We start from the raw sequence: 24,932 nt of genomic DNA, 5'->3' as shown, positions 1-24,932 counted from the left end.
CCGGTATGCGCAAAAGAGGAGGCTGGCAGCGCAGCGGTAACGCGTCACTGCTGCCAGGTTTTGGTTACATAATTTGCAGAGCGGCTGGGCAGTAAAAAAGCCCGCAGCGGATTCTACTTCACCAAATGCAAAAGGCGATGGCGGCCCCTCTAACACCGACACTCAAGGCCGTCTGCGCCGCATCACACACCCATTTTGAAGGCCGTCGGCGGCGCAGGCAGGTTGCGGGCGGACAGCGCGCAGCCACCGGAGCGTACACGTAGTACGTGAGGATGGCGAGCACTGCCCAACCGCAACCTGACCAGTAAGCCAGGCCTGTGTACCAAAGCGCGCAGTAACCGGAGCGTATATATATACGTGAGGATTACGAGCACTGCCCGGTGTCGAAATGGCAAGCAAGCCAGGCCGTGCCCCATCAGGCACCTAAGTAAGCACTGCGGACGGCTTCGTTGGAAAGGAGTGCTGCACCTGTGTCTTCGAGCACCACATGCCCGTTCTCCAGCACATAACCCCTATCCGCCAGCTTCAGCGCCTGATTCGCATTCTGCTCCACCAGAAAAATCGTCATCCCCTCGCTGCGCAGCTGCTCAATGGTGTCGAAGATCTGCTGAATAATGATCGGTGCCAGTCCCAGCGACGGCTCATCCAGCAACAGCAGGCGCGGCTGGCTCATCAGCGCACGGCCAATCGCCAGCATCTGCTGTTCGCCGCCCGACATCGTCCCGGCGCGCTGGATTTTACGCTCCTCCAGACGCGGAAAAAGTTCATAAACGCGCTTGATCCGCGTCAGGTAGTCCGGACGGCTGGCAAAAAAGCCTCCCATCGCCAGGTTCTCTTCCACCGTCATGCGCGAAAAAACCCGTCGGCCTTCCGGCACGATGGCGATCGCTTCACGCATAATGCGCGAGGTTTGCCAGTCGGTGATGGTTTTGCCATCAAAGGTAATGGTGCCCTGCGTCGCGCGCGGCTCGCCGCACAGCGTACCCAGCAGCGTGGTTTTCCCGGCACCGTTAGCGCCAATCAGGGTGACGATTTCGCCCTGATTGATATAGAGGCTGACGTTGTGCAGCGCCTGAATTTTGCCGTAATGAGCGCTGACGCTCTCAATGGTTAACATCGCATTTGCCATCTCAGGCCTCTCCTAAATAGGCACGAATGACATCCGGGTTATTACGAATCTCTTCCGGCGTTCCGTTAGCCAGCGGCGTTCCCTGATTGACCACATAAATACGGTCAGAAATCCCCATCACCAGCTTCATATCATGTTCAATCAGCAGCACCGACACCTTGTGTTCGCCACGCAGCTCCGCAATCAGCGCGTCCAGCTCGTGCGTCTCTTTGGGATTAAGGCCCGCCGCCGGTTCATCCAGCATCAGAATTTCCGGGCGCGTCACCATACAGCGCGCAATCTCCAGTCGACGCTGCTGACCATAGGCCAGATTGCCTGCCTGACGGTTAGCCAGATCCAGCAGCCCCACCCGCTCCAGCCAGGTCGCCGCACGATCCAGCGCCTCGTTCTCACTGCGGCGAAACGCCGGGGTTTTCAGCAGACCGGAAAATACGCCGCTTTTCAGATGCTGATGCTGCGCCACCAGCAGGTTCTCAATGACCGTCATCTCACGGAACAGACGCACGTGCTGGAACGTCCGCACGATGCCCATCCGCGCAATCTTCTGGCCCGGCAACCCTTCCAGATGCTGCTCACGCAATGTGATCGTCCCGCCGGTTGGCTTGTAAAAGCCGGTCAGGCAGTTAAACACGGTGGTTTTACCGGCACCGTTGGGGCCAATCAGCGAAACGATCTCCTGCGGACGCAGCTCCAGCGCCACATTGTTCACGGCTAACAGACCGCCGAAGCGCATCATCAGGCCTTCAACGGCTAATAAAGGCTGAATCATGCCTGCTCTCCTTGTTTACCGGTTCTGAGCTTCAGATGCGGACGCTTCATCGGCAACAGGCCCTGCGGACGCCAGATCATCATCAGCACCATCAGGCCACCCAGCACCAGCATGCTGTACTCATTGAGATCGCGCATCAGCTCGCGTGACACCACCAGCAGGATGGCGGCCAGAATCACCGCAAACTGCGACCCCATCCCGCCCAGGACGACAATCGCCAGCACAAAGGCGGATTCGACAAAGGTAAAGGATTCCGGGCTGACAAAGCCCTGACGCGCCGCGAACAGGCTGCCGGCAAAACCGGCAAACGCGGCACTGATGGTAAAGGCGGTCAGCTTGATGCGGGTCGGGCTGAGGCCCAGTGAACGACAGGCAATCTCATCCTCGCGCAGGGCTTCCCAGGCTCGGCCCAGCGGCATCCGCAGCAGCCGGTTGATCACAAACAGCGTCAGCACCACCAGCAGCAGCGCCACCAGGTAGAGGAAGATAATGCGGTCGCTGGGATCGTACTTCAGCCCAAAGAAGTTATGGAAGGTATCCCAGCCGCCTTCACGCGGCGTACGACCAAACTCCAGACCAAACAGCGTCGGTTTCGGGATCTGGCTGATGCCATTCGGCCCGCCGGTCAGGGCGGTATTGTTCAGCAGCAGAATACGCACGATCTCACCGAAGCCCAGCGTCACTATCGCCAGATAGTCGCCGCGCAGTCGCAGCACCGGGAAGCCCAGCAGCAGACCAAACAGCGCGGCAACTATGCCGGAGAGCGGCAGGCACTGCCAGAAGCCGAGACCGTAATAGTGGTTCAACAGCGCAAAGGTATAGGCACCGATGGCGTAAAAGCCGCCATAACCCAGCACCAGCAGGCCAGAGAGGCCGACCACCACGTTTAAGCCCAGACCGAGCATCACGTAGATCAGCGTCATGGTGGCGATATCGACGGTGCCGCGTGACACCAGGAATGGCCAGGCAACGGCGGCGATAATCAGCACCGCCATCACCAGTTTCTGCTTCGGCGTCGAGCCATCCAGACCCGGTAACACCAGCGCCGGACCGGAGATTTTCTTCAGGCCGCTTTGCCATACCGGACGCAGCAGCTGAAACAGAAACACCACCGCACAGCCTGTGGCGATCCAGTTCCAGCGCACGCTACCGGCGTTCTGCACCACCAGATTAGTGCCGTCCAGGTTCAGGCGCAGCCCCATAAAGAAGGTGGCGAGCACCAGCAGCATCACCGAGGAGATCAGGGCATTGATAAAGGAAGTCTTCATACTTTTTCGACCTCCGGGCGACCCAGAATCCCGGTCGGCATCACCAGCAGCACCACAATCAGCAGGGCAAACGAGACCACATCTTTATATTCCGTGCTGAGATAGGCCGAGGTCAGCGCCTCGGCGATGCCCAGTACCAGACCACCAATCATCGCGCCCGGAATACTGCCAATCCCGCCCAGCACGGCGGCGGTGAATGCCTTCATACCTGCCATAAAGCCGATGAAGGGGTTGATTGAACCGTAGAACTGTCCCAGCAATACGCCCGCCACCGCGGCCATCGCGGCACCGATGACAAAGGTCAGCGAGATCACGCGGTCAGTGTTTATCCCCAGCAGGCTGGCCATTTTCAGGTCTTCTGCGCAGGCGCGGCAGGCGCGGCCCATGCGTGAATAGCGGATAAAGGTGGTCAGCGCCAGCATCGCCAGGAACGTCACCACCCAGATCACTATCTGCATGGTAGAAATCGTGGCGGCAAAGCCGTTGCTCTCGCCTACCGTCCACTGTCCGGTAATCAGACTCGGCAGCGCCAGGTCGCGTGAACCCTGCGTCAGGCTGACGTAGTTTTGCAGGAATATCGACATCCCGATGGCGGAGATCAGCGCAATCAGGCGCTTGGACGAGCGCACAGGCCGGTAGGCGACGCGCTCGATGCTCCAGCCGTAGGCGCTGGAGATAATTACCGCCATCACAAAGCCGGCCGCAATCATCAGCCAGGTGGTGTCGATGCCCATCATCATCAGGGCGGCAATCACGATAAAGGAGACATAGCTACCGATCATGTAGACCTCGCCGTGGGCGAAGTTGATCATGCCGATAATGCCGTAAACCATGGTGTAACCGATGGCGATCAGCGCGTAGGTGCTACCCAGGGTCACACCGTTAAACATCTGCTGAATAAAATAGAGGAACTGCTCGGACATACCTTGACCCTTACTTAACCGATCGTGGGCGATCGGGGTACAAAAAACGCCTGGCAGACCAGCACCAGGCGTTCGTGTCGCTGGTCAGGGGAAACCGGTTAACCGGTCTCCCGCTCACCACAAAACAGCCTGGTTTACTTCACAGCAGTCGAGGTGCCATCGGCATGCCATTTAAAGACGCCGAATTCAAAGCCCTTAAGGTCACCCTTCTCATCCCAGTTCAGGTTGCCCATCACGGTTGGCACCGCGGCACCTTCCTTGAGGTTTTTCACGATAGCGTCCGGCTCAGCGCTCTTGCTGCGCTCCATGCCGGTTGCCAGCGACTGCAGTGCGGCATAGGTGGTCCAGACGAACGGTCCGGTCGGATCCAGTTTCTTCGCTTTCAGCGCTTCCACGATCGGTTTGTTGGTTTCAACCTGGTCGTAGCGTTTTGGCAGGGTCACCAGCATGCCTTCAGAAGCGGCACCGGCGATGTTCGACAGCGAGGCGTTACCCACGCCTTCCGGTCCCATAAACTGGGTTTTCAGGCCCGCAGCACGTGCCTGACGCACGATCTGGCCCATTTCCGGGTAGTAACCGCCGAAATAGACGAAATCGACGTTCTCTTTCTTGAAGCGCGCGACCAGCGTAGAGAAATCTTTATCGCCAGCGGTGATACCTTCAAACATCACGATATTAGCGCCCTGCTTTTTCAGGCTCTCCTGTACGGAGCGCGCCAGGCCTTCGCCATACTGCTGTTTGTCATGCACTACGGCGATGCGCTGCGGTTTAAGCTCGCTCATCACATATTTCGCGGCGGTCGGCCCCTGATCGGAGTCGAGACCGGTGGTGCGCATAATCAGTTTATAGCCGCGGGAAGTCAGGTCAGGGGCGGTCGCCGCCGGGGTAATCATCAGCACGCCTTCATCTTCATAGATGTCAGAAGCGGGCTGGGTGGATGAAGAGCAGAGATGACCGATCACGTAGCGGATGCCGTCGTTAATCACCTTGTTCGCTACCGCAACCGCCTGTTTCGGGTCACAGGCGTCGTCATATTTCACCGCAACCAGTTTGTTGCCGTTAACACCGCCTTTGGCGTTGATATCTTCAATTGCCTGAGTCGCACCGGCGAACTGCATGTCGCCGTACTGCGCCACCGGGCCAGACATTGCGCCAACAATCGCCACTTTGATATCTTCAGCCAGCGCCGCATGGCTCATCGCCAGTGCTACACATCCCGCCAGTAATGCGCGACCTTTCATTTTCATCCTGACTACCCCATTTGTTTTGTCGTGTATGTTGTGAGTGTTTGTGCTGTCAGATAAAGTCGAAAACTGATTAAGCATGAATGAGTTAGCGTACTTTTCTGACATTTTTTATTAATAAGGCTTTATTTTTCAGGTTATTAAACAGGAAGTTTCTTCTGTAAATCAACTGACATATTCAGAATTGACTGAGTGAAACAGCATAATACACTGGAGGCAACGGCCGGTTTTTCACCGCTTTGCCAGCGCGTTATGCTGGATTGATCGCACGCTCTCCCTGTTTACAACTATCATCCTGGCATCCCGACCATCTTTTGACCTGTTTTATTGATGAAAATGTGGTAGCACTCTGGTTGTACATTTTCGCTGCACTTTCCCCTGTTACAGAGGTTTTTGTTATGAAGCTCACTATCCAGCGTTTAACCACGCTGACCGCGCAGGACCGCATTGATCTTGGCAAAGTCTGGCCGGATCTGGAGATTGAACAACTGGAGCAGCAGCTGGATGAGCGCCATCGTCTCTATGCTGCCCGTTTTAACGACCGGCTACTGGCGGGTTTGCAGCTGGAAATCGCCGGGATCCACGGCAAAGTTCACCGGCTGTCGGTGCGCGATGTCACGCGCCGACGCGGGGTGGGACAATATTTACTGGAAGAGACGATCAGGCAGAATGGGTCGATAGCGGACTGGTGGATTGCCGATGATGGCAGTGACGATCAGCAGGTGCGGGCAGCCTTTATGCAGGCGTGTGGCTTCAGGGCGCAGAGTGATGGCTGGATAATGGCAGTAGAATAGTCAGGCGCAGAAAAACAAAAAGGGCGACATAAAGTCGCCCCTTAAGATGTCGAAGTGCGTTACGCTTCGATCGCCATACGTAGTTTCTTCATGGCATTCTTCTCCAGCTGCCGGACACGTTCGGCTGACACGCCGTACTGATCGGCCAGCTCCTGCAGCGTGGTTTTATTGTCTTCGTCCAGCCAGCGGGCGCGAATGATGTGCTGACTACGCTCATCCAGACCTTCCATCGCATAGCTCAGCTTGTCAGCCGCGTGCGCATCCCAGTTATCCTCTTCAATGCCGTCAGCAAAGTCAGAGGTTTTATCCTGAAGATAAAGCACGGGTGCCATAGATCGGCCTTCGCTGCTCTCGTCGTCGGCAGACATATCAAAGGTCATATCCTGCGCGGCCATACGCGATTCCATTTCACGCACATCTTTGCTGCTTACGCCCAGCTCACGCGCAACCATCTCGACTTCGTCCTGATTGAACCAGCCCAGACGCTGCTTGGTTTTACGCAGGTTAAAGAACAGCTTACGCTGTGCTTTGGTGGTCGCGACTTTCACGATACGCCAGTTACGCAGCACGTATTCGTGAATCTCCGCTTTAATCCAGTGCACGGCAAACGAAACCAGACGCACGCCCACTTCTGGGTTGAAGCGACGTACCGCTTTCATCAGGCCGATATTGCCTTCCTGGACCAGGTCAGCCTGTGGCAGACCGTAGCCGGAGTAATTACGAGCGATATGAACTACAAAGCGTAGGTGAGACAGGATCAGCGTCTTTGCCGCATCCAGATCGCCCTGGTAATGCAGCCGTTCAGCCAACGCTTTTTCCTCTTCTGCCGAGAGCATCGGCCAGGTATTCGCAGCCCGGACGTAAGACTCCAGGTTGCCAAGAGGAGCAATAGCTAAAGTTTGCATTTCTTTGGTCATTCAAACCCTCACAAATTCAGTGGAATTGCCGCACATTTCCCTGCGCAGACGATACATTACGTTAACGTCGCGCGAAATCCGAAAGCAATCTGTGCTACTTAGAGTGGTAAAGTTATCCACAAGTTCAATTATAGCGGTGAATATTTTACACACAGATGACAGGAAGGGAAGAGGGGAAATATCCTCTGCACCCACCATCGGTAGCAGAGGACCATTATAACAAAAAAATGTTGCAGGCGTTTACTGCGGCGTAAATCGACGTAAATGTTGTACCGTTGCCAGCCACGCAGCCACCCAGCCGATGATCGCCGCAATCAGTAACAGCAGCAGCGCCTCATCCCACGAGAAGCCTTCCAGCGAGAAGGTGGTACCAAATACCGTCGCCACACTGGCAACAACGGACTGCAGACGCAGCACCAGCACTTCCGACAGCAGCAGTGACAGCACTGCCCCGCTGAAGCCCAGCAGCGCCCCGCCATAGAGGAATGGACGCAGGATAAAGCCGTCAGTGGCACCAATCAGCTTCTGCACGTTAATGGTGTCGCGTCGGGCAAAGATGCTGAGCCGGACGCTGTTACCGATCACCAGGAACACTGCCACGATCATCAGCACACCAATCATTGAGGCGATCTGCCCCACCAGCCCGGTCAGCGCCGCCAGCCGCGCAAACCAGCTATCATCCATCCGCACTTCATCCACGCCCTGCACTTTGGTCACCCGATCGCGCAGGCTTTGCATGGTGTCTGAGTTCTGGAAATTGAGCTTAGGTGTAATGATGGCCACCGCAGGCAGCGGATTCTGCTCCAGCATATCCATTGCGCCGCCAAAGCCTGACCAGTTGCGGAACTCGTTCAGCGCCTCTTCCCGCGTCAGGTAGTTGACGTTATCCACGCCTTCGACCTGCTTGAGCTGCGCCACCACGTTTTCTGCCGCCGTGTCATCCAGCGTTTTGGAGAGATAAACGGTTAACTGCGGCGCAGGATACCACTGCGTTGCCGCCTGGCTGACGTTTTTCCACACCATGTAGCAGACGCTGGGCAGCGTCAGTGAAATGGCGATGACCATCACCGTCAGCAGGGTTGCCAGCGGCTGACGCCACATATCAGAAAGCGTGCCGCGCAGCGCATAGCGCCACTGCTCCTGCCAGCCGCCTTTCAGCGCTTTGCTCTTTGACTGCTGCTTCGCTTTCGGCGCAGCCGGACGTTTAATGCGTTTATTGACCATCGTGGCCTCCGTGCAGACGTCCCTGATTCAGCGTCATCATCCGGTAGTTGCGTCGGGCGATAAGACCGCTGTCATGCGTCGCCATCAGGACGGTGACGCCGACGCGGTTGAACTCTTCGAACAGGCGCAGAATATCTTCTGACAGCGCGTCGTCAAGGTTACCTGTCGGTTCATCGGCCAGCAGCACGGCGGGCTTGTTCACCACCGCACGGGCGATGCCCACACGCTGCTGTTCACCGCCAGAAAGCTGAATCGGATAACTTTTCGCTTTGTCGAGCAGACCCACTTTATCCAGTGCCGCCGAAACACGACGACGAATATCTTCGCCGCTGGCACCGGAGATAATCAGCGGGATCGCCACATTTTCATAAACCGAACGATCCATCAGCAGGTGGTGATCCTGGAAAATCATGCCGATCTGACGACGCAGAAAAGGCACCTCGCTGTTACGCAGGCGGGAAATGTCATGGCCGCTGAACCAGATTTTTCCGGCACTCGGGCGCTCAATGCCACAAATCAGCTTCAGCAAGGTACTTTTACCGGCACCGGAGTGGCCGGTCAGAAACGCCATTTCGCCAGGACGCAGACGGAAATCTACTCCCTGCAGCGCCTGACGTCCGCCGAGATATGCCTTACTGACCTCTTCAAAGCGAATCATCCTAATTAGTCCTCTCGGGCAAACAGTGCCTCAATAAAATCTTCCGCCTTAAACGGCCGTAAATCTTCAATGCCTTCACCGACGCCGATGTAGCGAATCGGAATACCGAACTGATCGGCCACCGAGAAGATCACGCCGCCTTTGGCGGTGCCATCCAGCTTGGTGAGCGCAATACCGGTCACGCCAACGGCTTCGTTAAACAGTCGAGCCTGGCTGACCGCATTCTGTCCGGTGCTGGCATCCAGCGTCAGCATCACTTCGTGTGGCGCTGAATCATCCAGTTTCTTCATCACACGGGTGATTTTTTTCAGCTCTTCCATCAGGTGCGATTTGTTCTGCAGACGACCCGCGGTATCGGCAATCAGCACGTCAACGCCACGCGATTTAGCCGCCTGAATAGCATCGAAGATCACCGAAGCGGAATCTGCACCGGTGTGCTGAGCAATCACCGGAATGTTATTGCGCTGGCCCCACACCTGCAGCTGCTCAACAGCCGCGGCGCGGAAGGTATCACCAGCCGCTAACATCACGGATTTGCCTTCAGCCTGATACTGGCGCGCCAGTTTACCGATGGTGGTGGTTTTACCTACACCATTGACGCCAACCATCAGGATCACAAACGGCGTTTTGCCTGAGACGTCCAGTGGCGCGTCCACTTTCGCCAGAATCGAGGCCATCTCCGCTTTCAGCAGGCCGAAGAGCGCTTCCGCGTCACGCAGCTGCTTGCGGTTTGCCTGCTGGGTCAGATGCGTGATGATGCGGCGAGTGGTATCCACACCCACATCCGCAATCAGCAGTTGCTCTTCCAGCTCGTCAAACAGCTCATCATCAATCTTTTTGCCACGGAACAGGCTGATAAAACCGGAACCGAGGTTCTGACGGGTTTTCACCAGGCTGCGCTTCAGGCGGGCAAAGAAGCCCTCTTTGCTGGGACGCTCCTGCTCCTGCACGATGAGTGGCGCGGCGGCCAGCGGGAGATCGCTGACGGTATCGGATAATGTCTCTGCCGGTTCCGCGTCGGTGACTTCGGCTTCGCCCAGTGCCAGTGCGGTCAGCTCTTCTTCGGTCAGCGGCGCTTCCGCTTCGCTGTCCGATGTTTCAACGATCGCAGCCTCGTCCGGCGTCAGCGCTTCATCGCTTAACGGCGCTTCGGTTTCGCTGTGCGGGGTTTCAACGATCCCGGCGTCATCCAGCGCCAGCGCGGTCAGCTCTTCTTCGCTTAATGGCGCGTCCGCTTCGCTGTCCGGGGTTTCAACGATCGGGGCGTCGCCCAGTGCCAGGGCGGTCAGCTCTTCTTCGCTTAACGGCGCATCGGCGGGTTCCGCATCAACGGCTGGTTTTACCACGTCGTCGGCGTCAATAACCGGCGTCGCGTCATGTTCAGGTGCGGTGATTTCCAGTAGCGCTTCAGGATCGGCCTCAATCGGCGCAGCTTCATCCAGCACCATGGGTGCTGACTCGTGCGGCGCTGCCGCGGTGACTTCCGCCTCACGCTGCTGCCCGGCCACCGTTTCGGTGATAACGACAGTCTCTTCCGCTTGCGCTTCAGCCTGGCTTAATGCCGGGGCGTCCTGTTCTGCCTGCTGCTCTGCGGGTTCTGCGACCTCTTGTGTCTGCTCCTCCGCTACAGGTTGTTTCTCTTCCTCTTTGCCAAATCCCAGCCAGGAAAAAAAGCCACGTTTTTTCTCTTTTGCCATTGTGTGACGACACTCCTCGATGGCTTTGTCCCGGTCGCGCGTGGTTTCCAGGGGTAAATCAATGAAAGTTGGTCAGCGCCAGACCGGCGTAAACCGCAGAATAATGCATGACTTCAGCAACTCAGTAGTCTAACACTTTCCAGCCAGCTCACCACAGCACCCTTTTTTAACGTTTCTTCTCACCGATTCGCCCGTTAAACTACGCAACAAATTATGACGAGTTGTGAGCAAGATGAATAAAAACCCCCGCAGTACAGGCGGTGCCGGGCAGATTCGCATCATTGGCGGCCAGTGGCGCGGACGCAAACTGCCGGTGCCGGACAGCGCCGGACTGCGCCCGACCACCGATCGGGTACGTGAGACGCTGTTTAACTGGCTGGCCCCGGTGCTGCCAGAGGCGCGCTGCCTCGACTGCTTTGCCGGTAGCGGCGCATTAGGACTGGAAGCCCTGTCGCGTTACGCGGGATCGGCGACGCTGCTCGAGCTGGAACGGCCGGTGGCGCAGCAGCTGACAAAAAATCTGCAGACGTTGCGCGCCAGTAATGGCACCGTGATTCAGACCAATGCGTTAAACTGGCTGGCACAGCCAGGTGAACCCTTTGATGTGGTGTTTATCGATCCGCCGTTTCGTCAGGGATTGCTGGAACAGACGTTACAGCTGCTGGAGCAGAATCACTGGCTGGCCGATCAGGCGCTGATTTACATCGAAAGTGAAGTGGAAAATGGCGCACCGCCGGTGCCGCCAGAGTGGGATCTTTATCGCGAGAAAATAGCCGGACAAGTGGCTTATCGTTTGTATCAACGTCAACAGGAGACGCAGGATGTTACTTAATTTGGGGCGTCTGTTGATGCTATGCGTATGGGGATTTCTGCTGGCTAACCTGGTTCATCCCTACCCGAAACCGCTGACTTATTTTATCAACGTTGCGCTGATTTTCATGATCCTGATGCATGGCCTGCAGCTGGTGTTACTGCGCACCACGCAGACCAAAGATGCGCCGCCGATTGACCGCGTCACCCAGGCCAAAGTGTTTCTGTTCGGGGTGTTCGAACTGGTCGCCTGGCAGAAGAAAAACTTCCCACGCAAGAAATAATTCCGGGCGGGCGCACTGCCCGCCGGTTACTGCCGGGGTGTGAAGCTGATAAAGCGCGTGCCCTGCATCTTCAGTTCACCTCTGGCGCCCTTGTCCAGCTGATGATATTCCGCCTCTTTAAGCTGCACTTTGATGTCGCTGGCACCGTTAAGCGGGTGAAACAGCACCTCGTAGCGCATCTCTTCCCCGGCGATCACTTCCCGCTGCCGTGAACGGCGATTGGGTGCAGGAAATTCACGTTTGGTTTTGACCTCAGCCTGCAGAGAACGCTCGGGTGAAGCGTCATTCACCGCCACTTCCCGGCGTTGCTTAATGAACTGACGGGTCGCCAGCACGGCGATAATCGCCAGAACGATGATAAAGATTAGCGGCGGTTTGCTCATAGCGTTCTTGTGCCTGCAGGATGATTAATCAGGCGGCAAAGCATACAACCAGAGTTGCCTGATTGTCACATCTCAGAGGCTTAACCTAAACTGGAAGGGATATTTTGGGATCTTTCACCATTTTGAACAAAAAAGGGAGAAACAATGCTCTGGTCTTTCCTCGCTGTACTTTTCTCCGGCTGGCTCTATGTCGACGCCACCTATCGCGGCCCGCAATGGCAACGCTGGTTATTTAAGCCGGTCACGCTGCTGCTGCTTGTCGGACTGGCCTGGCAGGCACCGGTGCTGCAGACTACGGACTACCTGATTCTGGCCGGTCTGGTCGCGACGCTGGTCGGTGATGCGTTAACGCTGCTGCCGCGTCAGCAGATGCTCTATGCCATCGGGGCTTTCTTCCTGTCGCACCTGCTTTATACCCTCTGCTTCGCCGCCAGCATGACCATGACCTTCTTCTGGCCGATTCCGCTGACGCTGCTCATCATCGGTGCCGCCCTGATTGGCATCATCTGGAGCCGACTGGAAGATCTGCGCTGGCCTGTCTGCACCTTTATCGGCATGACGCTGGTGATGACCTGGATAGCGACCGAGCAGTACTTCTTCCGCCCGACCGATTACAGCTTCTCGATCATGGTGGGTGCCGGTCTGCTGCTGCTGGCAAACGCCGTCTGGTTTATCTCACACTATCGTCGCCGCTTTACCGCCGACAGCGCGATTGTCGCCGCCTGCTACTTCGCCGGTCACTTTATGATCGTGCGCTCGTTGTGGGTCGTCTGAAAAAATAGCCTTGACTCTGGAGTTCACTCCAGAGTGTAGGATAAGGGATGGGCTGCGTTGCTCATCCCACTACCCTTACACTCTGGAGGTCATATGCATCAACATCACGCCTGTGGCTGCGGCAAACCCCGTGCCAGTCACGCCGCAGCAAAACCGCTGTGCCAGGTTCGCCAGGCCCGCCCCCTCTCCCTTTCTATTCACGCCGCGACGCCTGTACCTGCCGAGACGGCAGGCTGTTGCTGTGACAGTCACTGCAGCCCTGGCAACGACGCCGACACCGCTGAGGAAAGCGACCGGCGAGGCGCCGACAGTTATCCCTTTAGCTGGCAGGTCAGCGGGATGGATTGCCCGTCGTGTGCCCGCACCATTGAAACCGCTGTCCGTCAGGTAAGTGGCGTGACCGACGCCCGTGTCTTGTTCAGCAGCGAGAAACTGGTGGTCAACGCTGAACACGATGTACAAAACGCCGTTAAACAGGCGGTGAAAAAAGCCGGGTTCCAGCTCGCAACCCCATCAGCCACGTCGGCCACATCCCCCGCTACGCCGGGCTGGCAGCATAACCGGATGCTGATTTTGCTGGCGCTGCTGGTGCTTGCCAGTAGCATTCTCAGCCAGTTCGCGCCCGCCTGGGGCGATCGGCTGTTTGTGCTGACCACGCTGGTCGGCCTGGTCCCGGTGGCGCGCGGTGCCTGGCAGCGTCTGCGCAGCGGATCGCCTTTTACTATTGAGACATTAATGACGCTGGCGTCAGCTGGCGCACTGATTATAGGCGCACACGCTGAAGCCGCGATGGTGCTGGTGTTGTTTCAGCTGGGCGAACAGCTGGAAAGCTATGCCGCTTCCAGGGCGCGCAGCGGCGTTACCAGCCTGATGGCGTTGCGGCCTGAATCGGCGATCCGTCTTGAACAGGGCAAACGTACTGAGGTACCGCTCGCAGCGCTGCAACCCGGCGATGTGATTGAAGTCGCGGCGGGCAGCCGCTTGCCGGTCGATGGCAGCTTAATCAGCCCGCTTGCCAGTTTCGATGAGAGCGCGCTGACCGGTGAATCACTGCCGGTAACGCGGGCCAGCGGCGAAAAAATCCTCGCCGGTGCTACCAGCGTTGATCGCCTGGTGATGCTGGAAGTGGTGTCGAAGCCGGGTGAAAGCGCGATCGACCGTATCCTGCAGCTGATTGAAGAAGCGGAAACGCATCGTGCGCCGGTCGAACGCTTTATCGACCAGTTCAGCCGTATTTACACGCCGCTGGTCATGCTGCTGTCGCTGCTGGTGATGGTGGTGCCGCCACTGCTCGGCGCAGGCGACTGGCAGCCGTGGATCTACAAAGGGCTGACACTGCTGTTGATTGGCTGCCCCTGTGCACTGGTGATCTCCACGCCTGCCGCCATTACCTCCGGGCTGGCTGCAGCGGCGCGACAGGGCGCACTGATCAAAGGCGGTGCGGCGCTGGAGCGGCTGAGTTCGGTGCGCAGAATGGCGTTTGATAAAACCGGTACTCTGACGCTGGGCAAGCCACAACTGACGCAGATCCTGCGCTTTGGCACGGCCAGCGAGTCAGAGATGCTGGCGCTGAGCGCCGCTGCGGAACAGGGTGCCACCCATCCGCTGGCCAGCGCTATCGTGGCGGCCGCGCAGGCGCGTGATCTGGTGATTCCTGACGCGCAGGATCAGCAGGTGCAGGCGGGACGCGGCATCAGCGCGAAAGTCGCTGGCCAGCAGATTCAGCTGCTGACGCCCGGCCATGCACCCGGTCTGACGCCGCAGCAAAATGCGCAGATAGCGCAACAGGAAGCTGAAGGTGAAACCCTGGTGGTGCTGATGCGCGATGGCGAAGCGCTGGGTGCGCTGGCTCTGCGCGATCAGTTGCGCGACGACGCCGTCGAGGCGTTAAAGGCGCTGAAAAAGCTGGGTATTGAGAGCCTGATGCTGACCGGCGACAATCCGCGCGCTGCGGCGACCATTGCCCGCCAGCTCGATATTGATTATCGCGCCAGTCTGCTGCCCGCCGATAAAGTCGCGGCGATCCGCGAACTGAGTCAGCAACAGCCGCTGGCGATGGTCGGGGATGGCATTAACGACGCGCCAGCAATGAAAGCGGCAACGCTGGGCATTGCGATGGGCAGCGGCACCGATGTGGCGCTGGAAGCGGCCGATGCTGCCCTGACGCGTAATCAGCTCAGCAATCTGGCTCCGATGATTGCGCTGGCACGCCGGACTCGGCGCATCATCCGTCAGAATATCGGTATTGCGCTGGGGCTAAAGGCGATTTTCCTGGTCACAACCCTGCTGGGTCTGACCGGACTCTGGCTGGCGGTGCTGGCAGATTCGGGTGCGACCGCGCTGGTCACCGCCAACGCGCTGCGGTTACTGCGTCGCCGCGCCTGAGCAGGCGGCTTCTGATCTGAAGAGTGAGGTTAACGGCGGCCTGTACGGCTGTCGTCAACCCGCCATGCCTTTGCGGATCAGAAACTGATAGGGCAGCGTGTCGGTTTGCTGCGCCAGCAAGCCATGTTCCATAAAGCGGCAGAAGCCGGGAATATCGCGCGTGGTGGCCGGATCATCGGCGATGATCAGCAACGTCTCGCCATCCTGCAGGCTGCGTACGGTTTTGCGCACCATCATCACCGGCTCCGGGCAACGCAGGCCACGGGCATCCAGCTGATGGTCGGCAGAGGAAAAAGCATCGCTCATAATCAACTCGGTTCAGGTAAGGGGCGCTCATTCTAGCGCGTGCTGGCGGTGAAGCAAGGCGATAACGATTGCGCTAAAATTAACCATTGCATAAAAAGCACAACGCGGTAAGATGCCGCCGCTTTTTGCTCATAAAACTGCCAGGCGCTGCCCGAACGGCGTCCCGCAATGGGTTCCCTCACCCCAACATTAAAAAGGTTGAATATGCTCGCATTTTCTTCGCGTCAGCGCATGCATGCGCTTTTCTGGTTATCGCTGTTTCACCTGCTGGTGATCACTTCGAGTAACTATCTGGTTCAGTTGCCTATTTCAGTGTTTGGCTTCCACACCACCTGGGGTGCATTCAGCTTCCCGTTTATCTTCCTGGCGACCGATCTCACCGTGCGTATTTTTGGCGCACCGCTGGCCCGACGCATTATTCTGGCCGTGATGATCCCGGCACTGTTTATCTCTTACAGCGTCTCAGCGTTGTTCTATCAGGGTGAATGGCAGGGCTGGCAGGCACTGGAAGTGATGAATCTGTTTGTTGCCCGTATCGCCTGCGCCAGCTTTATGGCTTACGCGCTGGGTCAGATTCTCGACGTTCACGTATTCAACCGTCTGCGTCGCCTGCCACAGTGGTGGATTGCGCCGGGCTGCGCCATGTTCCTGGGGAATATCAGCGATACGCTGGCCTTCTTCTTTATCGCCTTCTATAAAAGCCCCGATGTGTTTATGGCGCAGCACTGGGTTGAGATTGCTCTGGTGGATTACAGCTTCAAGGTACTGATCTGCATGGTCTTCTTCCTGCCCGCCTACGGCGTGCTGCTCAACGCGGCGCTGAAACGTCTGGCTGAACGCCAGACCGCCCGCCAGGTCAATTTCGGCTAAGTGCCCATACGGTTTCCACTACTATCCGCTAAGATCTTCTGACAATCATCAGGTTGCGTTTGCAACCTGATTCCTGTTGTATTAATGCCTGACTGGAAACTTAAAAAGGGATTCTGATGCGCAACCTGGTGAAATATGTAGGAATGGGTTTACTGGTACTCGGCTTAGCGGCCTGTGACCAGAAGAAAGATGAAGCGGCGAATGACAACGGCGTCAGCGCCAGTCAGTCGGCGCAAACCGTCACGCTGATGGATGGCAAACTGAGCTTCTCGCTGCCACCAGGCATGTCCGATAAAAGCGGTAAACTGGGTTCGCAGACCACTAACATGCACGTTTATGCGGATGAAACCGGTGCCCGCGCCATTATTGTGATTGCCGGTGACCCGACCAATGATGGTCTGGATGTGCTGTCGCAGCGTATGGAACAGCAGCAGCGTAACCGCGATCCGCAGTTGCAGGTGGTGTCGAACAAATCTGTGACGCTAAAAGATCAGCCCGCACAGCAGCTGGATACGGTGATTTCTGCCAATAACCAGACCTCATGGTCTTCAGTGGTTCTGGCGAAAGTGGATGGCAAACTGGTGACGCTGCAGATTACGCTGCCAGGTGATAATCAGCAGCAGGCGCAGAGCGATGCTGACAACATCGTGAAAAGCATTACGCTGAAGTAAAACAAAAGGCTGGCTTCCCTGCACGGGGAAGCCAGCCTTCGTTCAGAAGGGCTTTTTATAAACCTGCATTCTCGCGAATATATTTCCGCGCTTTCACCGCATATTCAAACGGATTGGCCAGTGCCGGATCCTGCTCCGCTTCAACCACCATCCAGCCTTTATAGCCGTAATCATCCAGGATTTTGAACACCGGTCTGAAGTCGATCACGCCATCGCCCGGTACGGTAAAGGTGCCCTTTTTCACTCCTTCCAGGAACGAGAGATGGTTCTCACGCACCTCGGCGACCACCTCATCACGCACATCCTTAAGATGAACGTGGAAGATGCGCGGCAGATATTTCTCCAGTACCGCCAGCATCTTCTGCTGGGAGCATTCGGAGTAGTAGACGTGGCCGGTGTCATAGAGCAAACCGACCTGCTCGTCGGTCATCTCCATAAACCGGTCAATCTCTTCAGTGGTCTGAATGCCGGTGCCCATGTGGTGATGCAGCGTCACGCGCATCCCCTTCTCCGCCGCGATGCGGGCCAGTTCGTTGTAGCCTTCCGCGGTTAACTGCCACTCTTCATCGCTGAAAATGGCTTTCTCTTCAAACACCGCAAGCCCGGTGCCCTGAATACTTTTGCTCTGCTCGGAACAGCCAATCACCCGCGCGCCCATTGCATGCAGGAAGTTCATATGCTCGATGAACTGTTCGATGGTTTTCTGTTTGTCGCCGTTGGCGAAAAAGGTGCTGAACCAGGCGTTACAGATCTCGATGCCGCGAATGTCGAGCATCGGTTTCAGGATCGCCGGATCGCGGGGATATTTGCTGCCTACTTCGCTGCCGGTAAAGCCAGCCAGCGCCATCTCACTGACGGTTTGCTGGAAGGTATTCTCACTGCCGAGATCCGGCATGTCATCGTTGGTCCAGCCGATCGGGGCGATCGCCAGTTTTACATTCTCTTTGTTCATTATCTTATTCCCAGGCGGAGAGCGGCCATGCCGCATAGACAGCTAAATCAGTTATAGAAAGCAGGACGCGGCGGCATCTCTACCGGCTCAATCGCACCACTGTTCTGCGCTTTAATGCAGGCATCGGCGGCGACTGAGGCGGCAAAGCCATCCCAGGCAGAAGGACCGGTCAACTGGCCCGCTTTGATGTCGTTGATAAACGCCTGCAGCTCAACGTCATACGCCTCGATAAAGCGATCTTTCCAGTCCACCAGAATGGTGTTCGACAGGCGGGCCTCTTTGCGCAGCTGCACCGAAGAGGGCTCTGGCAGGCGCGCAATCCCCTCTTCACCCACTACTTCACACTGAATGTCATAGCCGTAAGCGCAGTTAACGAAGATCTCGACGTCAATGCGAACCCCTTTCTGGGTTTCGAACAGCACGATCTGCGGATCTTTCAGCTGACTGTGTGACTTCGAGGTAACGCGCGGGAAGACTACCTGCACCGTTTTATAGTCATCGTTTGTCAGCCAGCGCAGCACATCCAGCTCGTGGATCAGGGTGTTGGTGATCGCCATCGGCGTGGTGTAGTTCTCCGGCACGGTCGGGTTGCGGTGCGCACAGTGCAGCATCAGCGGCTCACCGATATCGCCATCGGTAATTACTTTTTTCAGTGCACGGTAGCCCGCATCGTAAGGACGCATAAAGCCGACCTGCACCAGGCGTTTACCCGCCTGAATCTCTGCATCCACGACCCGGCGGCAGCCCTCGGCGCTCATCGCCAGCGGCTTTTCACAGAACACCGGTTTACCGGCGGCAATCGCCGCTAAGGTGAACTCTTCATGGGTCGGATCCCATGAGGTGACCAGCACCGCATCAACATCCGGAGACTGAATCACGTCGTGTCCATTTTCGAATACCTCCGCCTCAATATTCAGGCGTTGCAGTGCGGCACGCGCGCCTTCGACATTAATGTCAGAGACGGCAACCACCTGTGCACCCTGCAGCACGTGGCTGCAGCGACGAATATGTTCCTGACCAATTGCACCTGTACCGATGACGCCAAGTTTCAAAGTCATAATTACACCTGTGTAGGGTTCGTACGGAGAAGAGCAAAACGGGCCGCGGCACGGCCCTGAAATTAATATTTTCGCGCCTGATCCAGATGGCTGTTGAGCTTGTCCGCCACCGCCTGAGAACGTTCGGTCTTCGAGGCCTGCGCCACGCCGACGTGCCACCAGCTGAAATATTTGTGGATCATGGTTTTTGGCAGCACTTTGATGTCGATAAGGGTGGAAACCGTCTGGGTGCGGGCATCTTCCAGCGCCGCCTTGAGCTGCTCCAGCGTGGTCACACGATAGGTTTTGCAGCCATAACCGGCGGCGATAGCGGCAAAATCGACCGGGATAAAGCCGCCGTCCAGCTTGCCGCCTTCCGCATTACGGAACCGGAACTCGGTGGTAAAGCTGTCCATGCCGTGTTCCATCTGCAGGTTATTGATGCAGCCGTTGGTCATGTTATCCAGCAGCACTACGTTGATCTTCGCCCCTTCCTGAATCGAGGTGACCAGCTCTGAATGCAGCATCATAAAGGAGCCATCACCGACCAGCGCATAGACCTCGCGCTGCGGCTGCGCCAGCTTCACACCCAGCGCGGCATTCACTTCATAACCCATGCAGGAGTAGCCATATTCAACGTGGTAGGCGTTGTAATCTTTGGTGCGCCAGACGCGCTGCAGGTCGCCCGGCAGACTGCCCGCCGCTGCCACTACCACTGCGTCTTTCGGCAGTTGCTCATTTAAGGTGCCGAGCACGCTGCTTTGCGTCAGTAGCGACTGGGTCAGGCGGTTAAACTCAGCGAACACTGCTTCGCGGTCGAGATGATCCGCAATCTCCGGCACAAAGTCGCCATCGTGATATTCCACCTGGTAGACACGCTGCGTCTCTTTCAGCAGCTGGCTCTGCGCCTGCTCAATCTGATTGCCCCAGTCATTACTGTAGTGCTGCGAGGCCAGCCCGGCGGTGAGCGCGGTCAGCCCTTCGCGGGCATCAGCCAGCAGCTGCACGCCATCGAGCTTGTAGCTGTCAAAGTTGCTGACGTTGATGTTCAGGAAGCTGACATCGGGATGCTGGAAAATCCATTTCGACGCGGTAGTGAAGTCGGTGTAGCGGGTGCCGATGCCGATCACTAAATCGGCCTCTTTCGCCAGCAGGTTAGCCGCCAGACAGCCGGTTTCGCCCACGCCGCCGACATTCAGCGGATGGTCAGAGACCAGCGTGCCTTTGCCCGCCTGCGTCTCCGCAAAGGGAATCTGATAGCGCTCGGCAAACTGGCGCAGCGCCTCGCCCGCTTCGGAGTATTTCACTCCGCCGCCGCAGATAATCATCGGCTTGCGCTTACGGTTAATCAGCGTCAGGGCATCTGCCAGCTGCGCCGCCACCGGCAGGCGGCGATCCAGACGGTGCACCCGTTTCTGGAAGAAGTAGTCCGGGTAATCCCAGGCTTCGCCCTGCACATCCTGCGGCAGCGACAGCGTGACAGCGCCGGTTTCTGCCGGATCGGTCAGTACACGCATGGCGTTGATACAGGCGGACATCAGCTGTTCCGGGCGGCTGACGCGATCCCAGTATTTGCTGACGGCGCGGAAGGCATCGTTGGTGCTGATGCTGAGATCGTAGCTCTGCTCAATCTGTTGCAGCACCGGATCGGGCTGACGGGTGGCGAAGACGTCGCCTGGCAGCAGCAGCAGAGGAATGCGGTTGGCGGTCGCGGTCGCCGCGGCGGTGATCATATTGGCCGCACCAGGCCCCACAGACGAACTGCAGGCGATAATCTGGCGGCGCAGCGACTGGCGCGCAAAGCCGGTGGCAGCATGAGCCATACCCTGCTCATTACGGCCCTGGTAGACCACCAGATCGCCGCTATCCTGTTCCAGCGCCTGGCCCAGCCCCAGCACGTTGCCATGTCCGAAAATGGCGAAGATGCCTTTTACGAACTTCGTCTCAACGCCATCGACATCAATGAATTGATTATCAAGAAATTTAACCAGCGCCTGTGCCGTGGTCAGTCTGATAGTGCCCATATTCTTCCTTACATGCTGGTGGACCCCGACTTCCGCGACAGCACGCCAGGCGTTGTCATCGGCGGAAAAGGCGACCTGAATAACTGAAACGTGAGGCGATTATAAACAAATATATTTTTCATAAAACACGATTACAGAAGAAACATTTCATTTTGCGAGTGAGATCAAATTTAATGACGGCAACAGGTCTGGCGGGCGATTACAGTGGGGAAATCTGGAACGTTTAACAGAGAGTGGTGCCTGATGAAAAAATTCATTTCAATGCAGCAGCTTGCCTGACTGGCGTGCGGATTCCTGCGATCCCCTTCACAACCCTGACATACCGCACATCACGCTGGCAGAGTTCGCTCAGGCGGGCGGTAATCAGGAGTTTTACCTGGTTCACAAAATTGCGATGGATATTTCATTTCGTATTGAATATGGAATTTTTATTCCTCATACTCCCCTCATAGCCAGTCAGACACCTACAGACCCGGAAGCAGAGCGTAACTGGTGTCGGTCTTCACGCCCGCCAGCGCTGCTAATCACAGAAGGAAACCACAGGTATGAGTACACAACAGAAACCGCTTGATGTGATTTGTATCGGGCGCATCGCCGTTGATTTTTATGGCCAGCAAATCGGGGCGCGACTGGAAGATGTCACCTCCTTTGCTAAATATCTGGGCGGCTCGTCGGGCAACGTCGCCTATGGCACCGCGATTCAGGGGCTGAAATCGGCGATGCTGGCGCGGGTGGGAGATGAGCATAATGGTCGCTTTCTGCGTGAAGAGTTGCAGCGCGTAGGCTGTAACACCGATGCGCTAATCACCGATCCGCAGCGTCTGACCGGACTGGTGATCCTCGGCATCAAAGATGAAGAGACTTTTCCGCTGATTTTCTACCGCGATAACTGCGCCGATATGGGCCTGGTTCCGGACGATATCGATGAAGCCTTTATTACCTCTGCGCGCGCCGTCGCGGTTACCGGCACCCACTTATCCCATCCTCAGACCCGCGAAGCGGTGCTGAAAGCGCTGGATATTGCCCGCCGCAACGGCCTGCGCACGGCGCTGGATATCGATTACCGTCCGGTGTTGTGGGGACTGACCTCTCTGGGCGACGGTGAAACACGTTTCATTGAGTCGTCACAGGTCACGCAGCAGTTACAGGAAGTGGTGCACTATTTCGATTTGATCGTCGGCACCGAAGAGGAGTTTCATATTGCCGGTGGCAGCACCGACACCCTGACCGCGCTGAAAAACGTGCGTCAGGCGAGTCAGGCGACGCTGGTCTGCAAACGTGGACCGCTGGGTTGCGTGGTGTTTGAAGGCGAGATCCCGGATAGCTGGGAACAGACTGAGCTGCACACGGGCGTACGCGTCGAGGTTCTCAACGTGCTGGGCGCGGGCGATGCCTTTATGTCTGGCCTGCTGCGCGGCTGGCTGAATGATGAGGGCTGGACTCAGGCGTGCCGTTACGCCAACGCCTGCGGAGCGCTGGTAGTATCACGCCACGGTTGTGCGCCCGCCATGCCAACCAAAGCGGAGCTGGATGATTTCCTGAGTCGCGACAAAGAGGTGAAGCGTCCCGATCTCGACAGCCGTCTGAACCATCTGCACCGCGTGACTACCCGCAAGCAGCAGTGGCCGGAGCTGAATGTCTTCGCCTTTGACCACCGCAAACAGCTGGCGGATATGGCGCAGGAAGCGGGCGTGGACGAGAGCCGCATTCCGGAACTGAAACTGCTGCTGCTGGAAGCCGCTCAGCAGGCTGCCAGAGAGGCAGGATTAGAGAATAAAAGCGGGATTCTGGCGGATACGACCTACGGTCAGAAGGCGCTGAACGCCATCACCGGTAAGAACTGGTGGATTGGCCGCCCGATTGAGCTGCCGAGCTCGCGTCCGCTGCGCCTGGAACATGGCAACATCGGCTCACAGCTGATCGACTGGCCTGCCGAACACGTGGTGAAATGTCTGGTCTTCTATCATCCGCATGACAGTGCTGAACTGCGTAAAGAGCAGGATGAGCTGGTGCTCGACGTCTGGAACGGCTGTAACAAAAGCGGTCATGAGCTGCTGCTGGAAGTGATTCTGCCTGACAACAACCCGGATAAGAATGAAACGTATTACTTTGATATGTTGAGCCATTTCTACAGTCTGGGCATCCAGCCTGACTGGTGGAAACTGCCACCGCTGTCGGCGGAAAGCTGGCAGGCGATCAGCGGTCTGATTGAGCAGCAGGATCCCCACTGTCGCGGCATTCTGTTACTCGGTCTGGATGCGCCCGAAGAGAAGCTTAAAGCGGGCTTCGCCGCGGCGGCCAAAGCGCCCTGGGTGAAAGGTTTTGCGGTAGGCCGCACTATCTTTGGTCAGCCTTCCCGCCAGTGGTTACAGGGGGAGCTGGACGATCAGGCGCTGATTGAGACGGTTAAAGGCAACTATCTGCGACTGATTGAGTACTGGCGCGCTGCCCGCGCCTGATTTGCTGCTGCTCTGCCAGAGGCTATCTCAACCAGGGATAGCCTCAGACTGCTGACTCATTCAAAGCAGGGTGAACGTTGCCGCAACGAATAAGCTCAATGCGCAGGTAACACGGTCAGAGGAGGAAAGCGTCCCGCGCCAGGGACGGCGCGGGCCGAGCGGCCAGGGATGGCTTTAGCGACTTTCCGATCTGACCGTGTTACCTGAGCCTGCACAGTCTTACAGCTGGAAGGGCACACTTTTCAACAATCTCACGCCATCACACCTGGGATGGCGTTTTTACTCGCATCCCTCTTCCCCTCACTTACTTTCCACGCCGGTTTTCATCCTGTTATGACCTGTGCAGAGGCGCGTCTCGAGTGCTGAGGCTAATCTGTGAACCATTTCATAAAGCCATGAAATAAACCGCGTCGTTGACGCAAAGAAATGAAATTTTCCATCCATCTGATACTATAGCGCTCATTATGCAGCCATTATTCTAATTATACGGGCAGAAGTGATGAACAATAATCCCACCCAACTTTCTCTCTTGCAGGACGATATTCGTCGCCGCTACGAAACGCTGAGCAAGCGTCTTAAACAGGTTGCGCGCTACATCCTTGATAACAGTAACAGTATTGCTTTCGATACCGTCGCCTCGATTGCTCAGCAGGCCGATGTGCCACCGTCGACGCTGATCCGCTTTGCGAATGCTTTTGGCTTCAGCGGCTTCAACGAAATGAAACAGGTTTTTCGTCAGCATCTGATGGAGGAGACGGTCAACTATACCGAGCGCGCTCGCCTGTTTCGTCAGACTTCAACGGACGACAGCGCCAGTGCGCCTGAAAGTCCGGCGGAAATCCTCAACGTCTTTACCATGGTTAACAGCCAGGCGCTGCAGCAGCTGGCGATGCAGGTTAATCCTGAGCAGCTGAACAAAGCGGTGAAACTGCTGAATGAGGCTGAGAATATCTATGTTATCGGCCTGCGCCGCTCTTTCAGCGTCGCCTCCTACCTGGTCTACGCGCTGCGTCATCTTGAGCGCCGCGCTTTCCTGATTGATGGCCTGGGCGGGATGTTTACCGAGCAGCTCAGCCTGGTAAACCCGAAAGATGTGGTGATTGCGATCAGCTACTCGCCTTATGCACGTGAAGCGGTCGAGGTGGTTGAAATGGGTGCCAAACGCGGTGCGCATCAGATTGCCATTACCGACAGTCAGGTCAGTCCGCTGGCCGCCTTCAGCGATGTCTGCTTTGTGGTACGTGAAGCGCAGGTCGATGGCTTCCGTTCGCAGGTCGCTTCACTCTGCCTGGCACAGACGCTGGCGGTTTCGCTGGCACTGAACAACGCAAAGACCAGCTGAGTTCCACACACA

The 24,932-nt window shown here is 57.0% G+C and carries 23 protein-coding genes; 9 read left to right on the top strand and 14 right to left on the bottom strand.

The genetic code is table 11. The annotated features are described in order from the left end of the window. Nucleotides 1–415 precede the first annotated feature (415 nt). From livF to AFL22_RS03005, 5 genes are all read right to left on the bottom strand, one after another. A complete protein-coding gene (gene livF / locus AFL22_RS03025; protein ID WP_052270767.1) occupies nucleotides 416–1,129 on the bottom strand; it encodes a high-affinity branched-chain amino acid ABC transporter ATP-binding protein LivF in 714 nt (237 codons plus the stop codon). A gap of 1 nt (nucleotide 1,130) precedes the next feature. Beyond that, nucleotides 1,131–1,898, bottom strand: a complete 768-nt coding sequence (gene livG / locus AFL22_RS03020) for a high-affinity branched-chain amino acid ABC transporter ATP-binding protein LivG (RefSeq protein WP_022624012.1) — start codon at nucleotides 1,896–1,898, stop codon at nucleotides 1,131–1,133. Then, a complete protein-coding gene (locus AFL22_RS03015) occupies nucleotides 1,895–3,166 on the bottom strand; it encodes a high-affinity branched-chain amino acid ABC transporter permease LivM (RefSeq protein WP_010253305.1) in 1,272 nt (423 codons plus the stop codon). Before AFL22_RS03015 ends, livG begins: the two co-directional genes overlap by 4 nt. After that, nucleotides 3,163–4,089 (bottom strand): high-affinity branched-chain amino acid ABC transporter permease LivH, encoded by a 927-nt coding sequence (gene livH / locus AFL22_RS03010; RefSeq protein WP_009087789.1) that lies wholly within the window; start codon nucleotides 4,087–4,089, stop codon nucleotides 3,163–3,165. The genes AFL22_RS03015 and livH overlap by 4 nt, the downstream gene beginning before the upstream one ends. 134 nt (nucleotides 4,090–4,223) lie before the next feature. Further along, nucleotides 4,224–5,336 carry a branched-chain amino acid ABC transporter substrate-binding protein gene (locus AFL22_RS03005; protein WP_010253311.1) on the bottom strand — a complete coding sequence of 371 codons (1,113 nt, stop codon included), beginning with the start codon at nucleotides 5,334–5,336 and terminating at the stop codon, nucleotides 4,224–4,226. Between the two features lie 395 nt (nucleotides 5,337–5,731). Between AFL22_RS03005 and panM the strand changes: the two genes are divergently transcribed. Beyond that, complete coding sequence (panM, locus tag AFL22_RS03000) at nucleotides 5,732–6,127, top strand: aspartate 1-decarboxylase autocleavage activator PanM (protein WP_010253313.1); 396 nt, start codon at nucleotides 5,732–5,734, stop codon at nucleotides 6,125–6,127. A 59-nt stretch (nucleotides 6,128–6,186) separates the two neighbouring features. Here panM and rpoH read toward each other — a convergent pair whose 3' ends face one another. The 4 genes from rpoH to ftsY all read right to left on the bottom strand — a co-directional run bounded on the left by rpoH (nucleotide 6,187) and on the right by ftsY (nucleotide 10,623). Beyond that, entirely contained in the window at nucleotides 6,187–7,044 is an 858-nt protein-coding gene (gene rpoH, locus AFL22_RS02995) for an RNA polymerase sigma factor RpoH (protein ID WP_010253314.1), read from the bottom strand. Between the two features lie 240 nt (nucleotides 7,045–7,284). Continuing rightward, a complete protein-coding gene (gene ftsX, locus AFL22_RS02990) occupies nucleotides 7,285–8,268 on the bottom strand; it encodes a permease-like cell division protein FtsX (protein WP_010253316.1) in 984 nt (327 codons plus the stop codon). Next, nucleotides 8,258–8,926, bottom strand: a complete 669-nt coding sequence (gene ftsE, locus AFL22_RS02985; RefSeq protein WP_010253318.1) for a cell division ATP-binding protein FtsE — start codon at nucleotides 8,924–8,926, stop codon at nucleotides 8,258–8,260. The genes ftsX and ftsE overlap by 11 nt, the downstream gene beginning before the upstream one ends. A 5-nt stretch (nucleotides 8,927–8,931) precedes the next feature. Beyond that, complete coding sequence (ftsY, locus tag AFL22_RS02980; RefSeq protein WP_052270766.1) at nucleotides 8,932–10,623, bottom strand: signal recognition particle-docking protein FtsY; 1,692 nt, start codon at nucleotides 10,621–10,623, stop codon at nucleotides 8,932–8,934. A gap of 232 nt (nucleotides 10,624–10,855) precedes the next feature. Here ftsY and rsmD point away from each other — a divergent pair, with 232 nt between their 5' ends. Further along, nucleotides 10,856–11,455, top strand: a complete 600-nt coding sequence (gene rsmD, locus AFL22_RS02975) for a 16S rRNA (guanine(966)-N(2))-methyltransferase (protein ID WP_052270765.1) — start codon at nucleotides 10,856–10,858, stop codon at nucleotides 11,453–11,455. Continuing rightward, complete coding sequence (locus tag AFL22_RS02970; protein ID WP_003852192.1) at nucleotides 11,445–11,717, top strand: DUF1145 family protein; 273 nt, start codon at nucleotides 11,445–11,447, stop codon at nucleotides 11,715–11,717. Before rsmD ends, AFL22_RS02970 begins: the two co-directional genes overlap by 11 nt. A gap of 26 nt (nucleotides 11,718–11,743) precedes the next feature. On the opposite strand, the gene AFL22_RS02965 is transcribed toward AFL22_RS02970, so the two are convergent. After that, complete coding sequence (locus tag AFL22_RS02965; protein WP_022624010.1) at nucleotides 11,744–12,100, bottom strand: DUF2500 domain-containing protein; 357 nt, start codon at nucleotides 12,098–12,100, stop codon at nucleotides 11,744–11,746. 144 nt (nucleotides 12,101–12,244) lie between these two features. Here AFL22_RS02965 and AFL22_RS02960 point away from each other — a divergent pair, with 144 nt between their 5' ends. Together AFL22_RS02960 and AFL22_RS02955 are read left to right on the top strand one after the other, a co-directional pair. Further along, a complete protein-coding gene (locus AFL22_RS02960; protein WP_010253326.1) occupies nucleotides 12,245–12,874 on the top strand; it encodes a lysoplasmalogenase in 630 nt (209 codons plus the stop codon). A 93-nt stretch (nucleotides 12,875–12,967) separates the two neighbouring features. Next, nucleotides 12,968–15,259: a zinc/cadmium/mercury/lead-transporting ATPase gene (locus AFL22_RS02955; RefSeq protein WP_052270764.1), complete on the top strand. Its 2,292-nt coding sequence runs from the start codon at nucleotides 12,968–12,970 to the stop codon at nucleotides 15,257–15,259. 54 nt (nucleotides 15,260–15,313) lie between these two features. Here the strand turns inward: AFL22_RS02955 and tusA are convergent, their stop codons facing one another. Next, nucleotides 15,314–15,565, bottom strand: a complete 252-nt coding sequence (gene tusA / locus AFL22_RS02950) for a sulfurtransferase TusA (protein ID WP_010253330.1) — start codon at nucleotides 15,563–15,565, stop codon at nucleotides 15,314–15,316. A gap of 204 nt (nucleotides 15,566–15,769) precedes the next feature. Here tusA and AFL22_RS02945 point away from each other — a divergent pair, with 204 nt between their 5' ends. Further along, nucleotides 15,770–16,435 carry a 7-cyano-7-deazaguanine/7-aminomethyl-7-deazaguanine transporter gene (locus tag AFL22_RS02945; RefSeq protein ID WP_052270763.1) on the top strand — a complete coding sequence of 222 codons (666 nt, stop codon included), beginning with the start codon at nucleotides 15,770–15,772 and terminating at the stop codon, nucleotides 16,433–16,435. A gap of 116 nt (nucleotides 16,436–16,551) precedes the next feature. After that, nucleotides 16,552–17,106: a DcrB family lipoprotein gene (locus AFL22_RS02940; protein WP_010253333.1), complete on the top strand. Its 555-nt coding sequence runs from the start codon at nucleotides 16,552–16,554 to the stop codon at nucleotides 17,104–17,106. A gap of 55 nt (nucleotides 17,107–17,161) precedes the next feature. Here AFL22_RS02940 and iolE read toward each other — a convergent pair whose 3' ends face one another. The 3 genes from iolE to iolD form a co-directional block, all read right to left on the bottom strand. Then, entirely contained in the window at nucleotides 17,162–18,058 is an 897-nt protein-coding gene (gene iolE, locus AFL22_RS02935) for a myo-inosose-2 dehydratase (protein ID WP_052270762.1), read from the bottom strand. A gap of 47 nt (nucleotides 18,059–18,105) precedes the next feature. Beyond that, nucleotides 18,106–19,116, bottom strand: a complete 1,011-nt coding sequence (locus tag AFL22_RS02930; RefSeq protein WP_010253336.1) for a Gfo/Idh/MocA family oxidoreductase — start codon at nucleotides 19,114–19,116, stop codon at nucleotides 18,106–18,108. A gap of 62 nt (nucleotides 19,117–19,178) precedes the next feature. Continuing rightward, a complete protein-coding gene (gene iolD / locus AFL22_RS02925; RefSeq protein ID WP_010253337.1) occupies nucleotides 19,179–21,119 on the bottom strand; it encodes a 3D-(3,5/4)-trihydroxycyclohexane-1,2-dione acylhydrolase (decyclizing) in 1,941 nt (646 codons plus the stop codon). Nucleotides 21,120–21,664: 545 nt separating this feature from the next. Between iolD and iolC the strand changes: the two genes are divergently transcribed. Together iolC and AFL22_RS02915 are read left to right on the top strand one after the other, a co-directional pair. Further along, nucleotides 21,665–23,578, top strand: coding sequence for a 5-dehydro-2-deoxygluconokinase (gene iolC, locus AFL22_RS02920; protein ID WP_033773070.1), 1,914 nt, complete (start codon nucleotides 21,665–21,667; stop codon nucleotides 23,576–23,578). Nucleotides 23,579–24,077: 499 nt separating this feature from the next. Further along, on the top strand, nucleotides 24,078–24,920 hold the full coding sequence (locus AFL22_RS02915) for a MurR/RpiR family transcriptional regulator (RefSeq protein ID WP_010253340.1): 843 nt from the start codon (nucleotides 24,078–24,080) through the stop codon (nucleotides 24,918–24,920). Nucleotides 24,921–24,932: the final 12 nt, after the last annotated feature.

The sequence above is a fragment of the Pantoea sp. CFSAN033090 genome (assembly GCF_001264395.1).
Lineage (GTDB): Bacteria > Pseudomonadota > Gammaproteobacteria > Enterobacterales > Enterobacteriaceae > Pantoea > Pantoea agglomerans.
Note: the sequence above shows the minus strand (reverse complement) of the source record. Positions and strands in the feature narration are given on the sequence as shown.